1 protein-coding gene and 1 pseudogene are annotated in these 2,643 nt (G+C 54.5%); both read right to left on the bottom strand.

The features are described 5' to 3' along the window. Window positions 1–113: 113 nt before the first annotated feature. Window positions 114–473 carry a DUF6124 family protein gene (locus ACIOWA_RS27745; protein ID WP_008083868.1) on the bottom strand — a complete coding sequence of 120 codons (360 nt, stop codon included), beginning with the start codon at window positions 471–473 and terminating at the stop codon, window positions 114–116. Window positions 474–854: 381 nt separating this feature from the next. Then, window positions 855–2,643 (bottom strand): annotated as a pseudogene (locus tag ACIOWA_RS27740) (hypothetical protein); the annotation flags it as partial.

Here is a 2,643-nt window from a genome sequence, read left to right as displayed (position 1 = left end):
TGCCCGGGTGGTATTTGCTCTGTTGAAAAACCAGAGCGAATACTCCCCTAAAGCGGTTTAGGGGCTAGGCATGAACCATAGAATCTCCCACAGGGATCATGGGTCAGAGGGCGCTACTGCGGCAGCTCCAGATTATCCATCACCCGATTCACCGCCAGCTCGCCGAGCATGATCAATTGCGCGATACCCAGCAGCGTCCGTCGTTGCGACGCGGGTATGAGGTGGGCGAAGTCATGGGCGATGGTTCTGGCGGAGGCGAGGGTTTCGCTGGCATCGGCCAGCAGTTCCTCGTTTTTGAAGTCTGCGGTAACGGCGTACATCCGGCGGGTTTTGCGCGGCGGTGGGGTCGAGCCGGGTGGGCAGAGGTAATGATCGAGGGCGCGTTCGGCGGCGTCGTTGAGTTTTTTGGAATCGAGGGATTCGTAGGGGGAGGCGAGATCGGTTTCGGGTGGGTTGGGTGTTGGTTTGATCATGGTGAAACTCCGTGGTTGATTTAGCCGCCACGGCTCATCGCTAAACAAGTAAAGGTGGCGGCTGTACGCGGGTTAGCGATCCGGGTCACAGAAACCCCGGGTAGACCCGAAGGTCTCCCACGCACAGCCACCATGACGCCAAGTGCAGATAGACAATGCTGCAATTGAGACTGGGGATTGAGCGTCTGTAAGGTATCGGATCGCTAAACCCGATCGCTGATTCGTCAGCGACCGCACCACAATAGAACCCGACCCCAAGACGCACAAGCCGGCGGATTCTGGCGTAGCTGTAGGCAATGGCGCAAGAATTTGTAGCCTTGAAGGCGTGTCTTGAGATTTCTTTTAAACACTCCAGTTTAAAAGGCGAAAAATCGGGGGGGCTTATTGTGTGGTGAGTTCAAAGTTGTCAAATACCAGCGCTTCCGAGGAGTCGGGGATGACGATGATGCTATATATGTTGTCGTGATTGAATACGAGTTGATCTGCTCTTACTCCTCTATTGCGTTGCAAGATTCTTGAGTCCAATAAAAATCCGGTGTCATCGCGAACTTCGACTCTGTGATTACCATAGTCAACGTGTGTGTACCAAAAACTGACCCGCGAACACGTTCTGCCAAAATTAAACTCGGTTTTTGCTGCGTTTATCTCGAAGTGCCTGCCGTCTACTTTTGCTGGAAAGTAATTCTCGCCTTCAGTCGTTTGAATTGCCCAAGCGATACCGGCTGACGAGGTTTTCTTGGTTGTGATTGTAATGTTGGGCGTTATGAACTCTCCCTCCTCAGTACTTAAGAAGGGAGGAAATGAATTAAAGCTTTCTGTTAATTGAAGGATTTGTCTCTGGACCCTGTACACGCGTGTCGGAGTGCTCACGGCTTCTGAACGGTCTGATGTTCCATTAGAGTTGATCATGAGTTTGACGCAAAGATCGCTGCCGTGTTGCAGGGTTTTCAACCATTTAACGGGGATTGGCCATTCGAAATCGCCAATTAGCTTAATGGGTTCCCCATTGGGTTCGGTGCACGTAATGGCTTCGCCTTTATCGCTAATCCCTTCATACACGCCCCACACCGTTTGCCCGGGTGTTTGATGTAACCATTTAACGGATTGTAGTAGGTCGCGACTCAGTAACTTTGTCACATCCAGAGAATTACTCGTTTCACCAGCAATACATGGTGTTGGCAACCGCGAATCTCCATCGGCCATCTTCAATACACTAAATGTCGCCACTGGCGATCTCCCGGCCTGCCCACCGTTGCGATTCAAATTCCAGCGAAACCCAATGTCCTTTCCATGTCGCGCCGCCATAAACGCCGCGCTCAACACGGTATCCACCTGTTTTTCGCTGTTGAACTCCACCAACGGAAACTGCGGCGAGCCCGCTGGTGGATTGACCTCAACCAGTCGTGCCCGGTCGCCGTCCCGCGCCTGTAGGTGCTCGATACGTACCGTCACTCCATTCGGATAGGCCAACACGTCGATAGGGTTGATGGCCGGAGCGACCAGAAACGGCGGTAGCAAATCCTCCGGAGTCGATCCCGTCACGGTGCCGGTCGCCGGTTTGGAAGTGCCCACCAGATCGCCGTTTGGCTCGCTCAATTCGTACGTCACGCTGACGTCGCTACCGGCAAAGATCTTGTTGTTGGGCACTTCAAGGATGCAGGGTTTTTTCTGCCCGAACGGATCCGCTTCGACTTTGCCGCTGATGGTTACCACCACATCAGCGGGCTGTCCCGTGTTTTTCGCTGTGTACGTCGCGATGACTTCATAGCCCGCGACAAAGCGCGGGTCTGTCGTCAGAACCACCAGCAGCAATGGCTTGCCCGCCAGTTTCACCAGATCGATTTCCTCGGCGTCGTCGCCGGGATAATCCTCCATCCGCTCCAACAGGATCGCCATCGGGAGGCGCGTGCCATCCAGATCCTCATCCACGCTCTGCACCGGCGACCACGGCGTGTCCGGGCCGTTGCCGAGCTGGTCGGTGACGGTGTAGGAGAAATGCAGTTTTTTATCCAGCCGTTTCGCCTGGTCCAGAAAGGCGCGGGTGACGGTGAAGCAAATGGTGATGGGGGTTTCGCCACCGGGGTTCGGCGGTTGCGGCGCCTGATTCTGATTGACCTTGGGCTTGGGTTCCAGCAGTTCGCCGTTGCACTTGAGGGTGATGAGGTCATAC

This window comes from Pseudomonas sp. NPDC087614, assembly GCF_044743485.1.
GTDB lineage: Bacteria > Pseudomonadota > Gammaproteobacteria > Pseudomonadales > Pseudomonadaceae > Aquipseudomonas > Aquipseudomonas baetica_A.
Note: the sequence above shows the minus strand (reverse complement) of the source record. Positions and strands in the feature narration are given on the sequence as shown.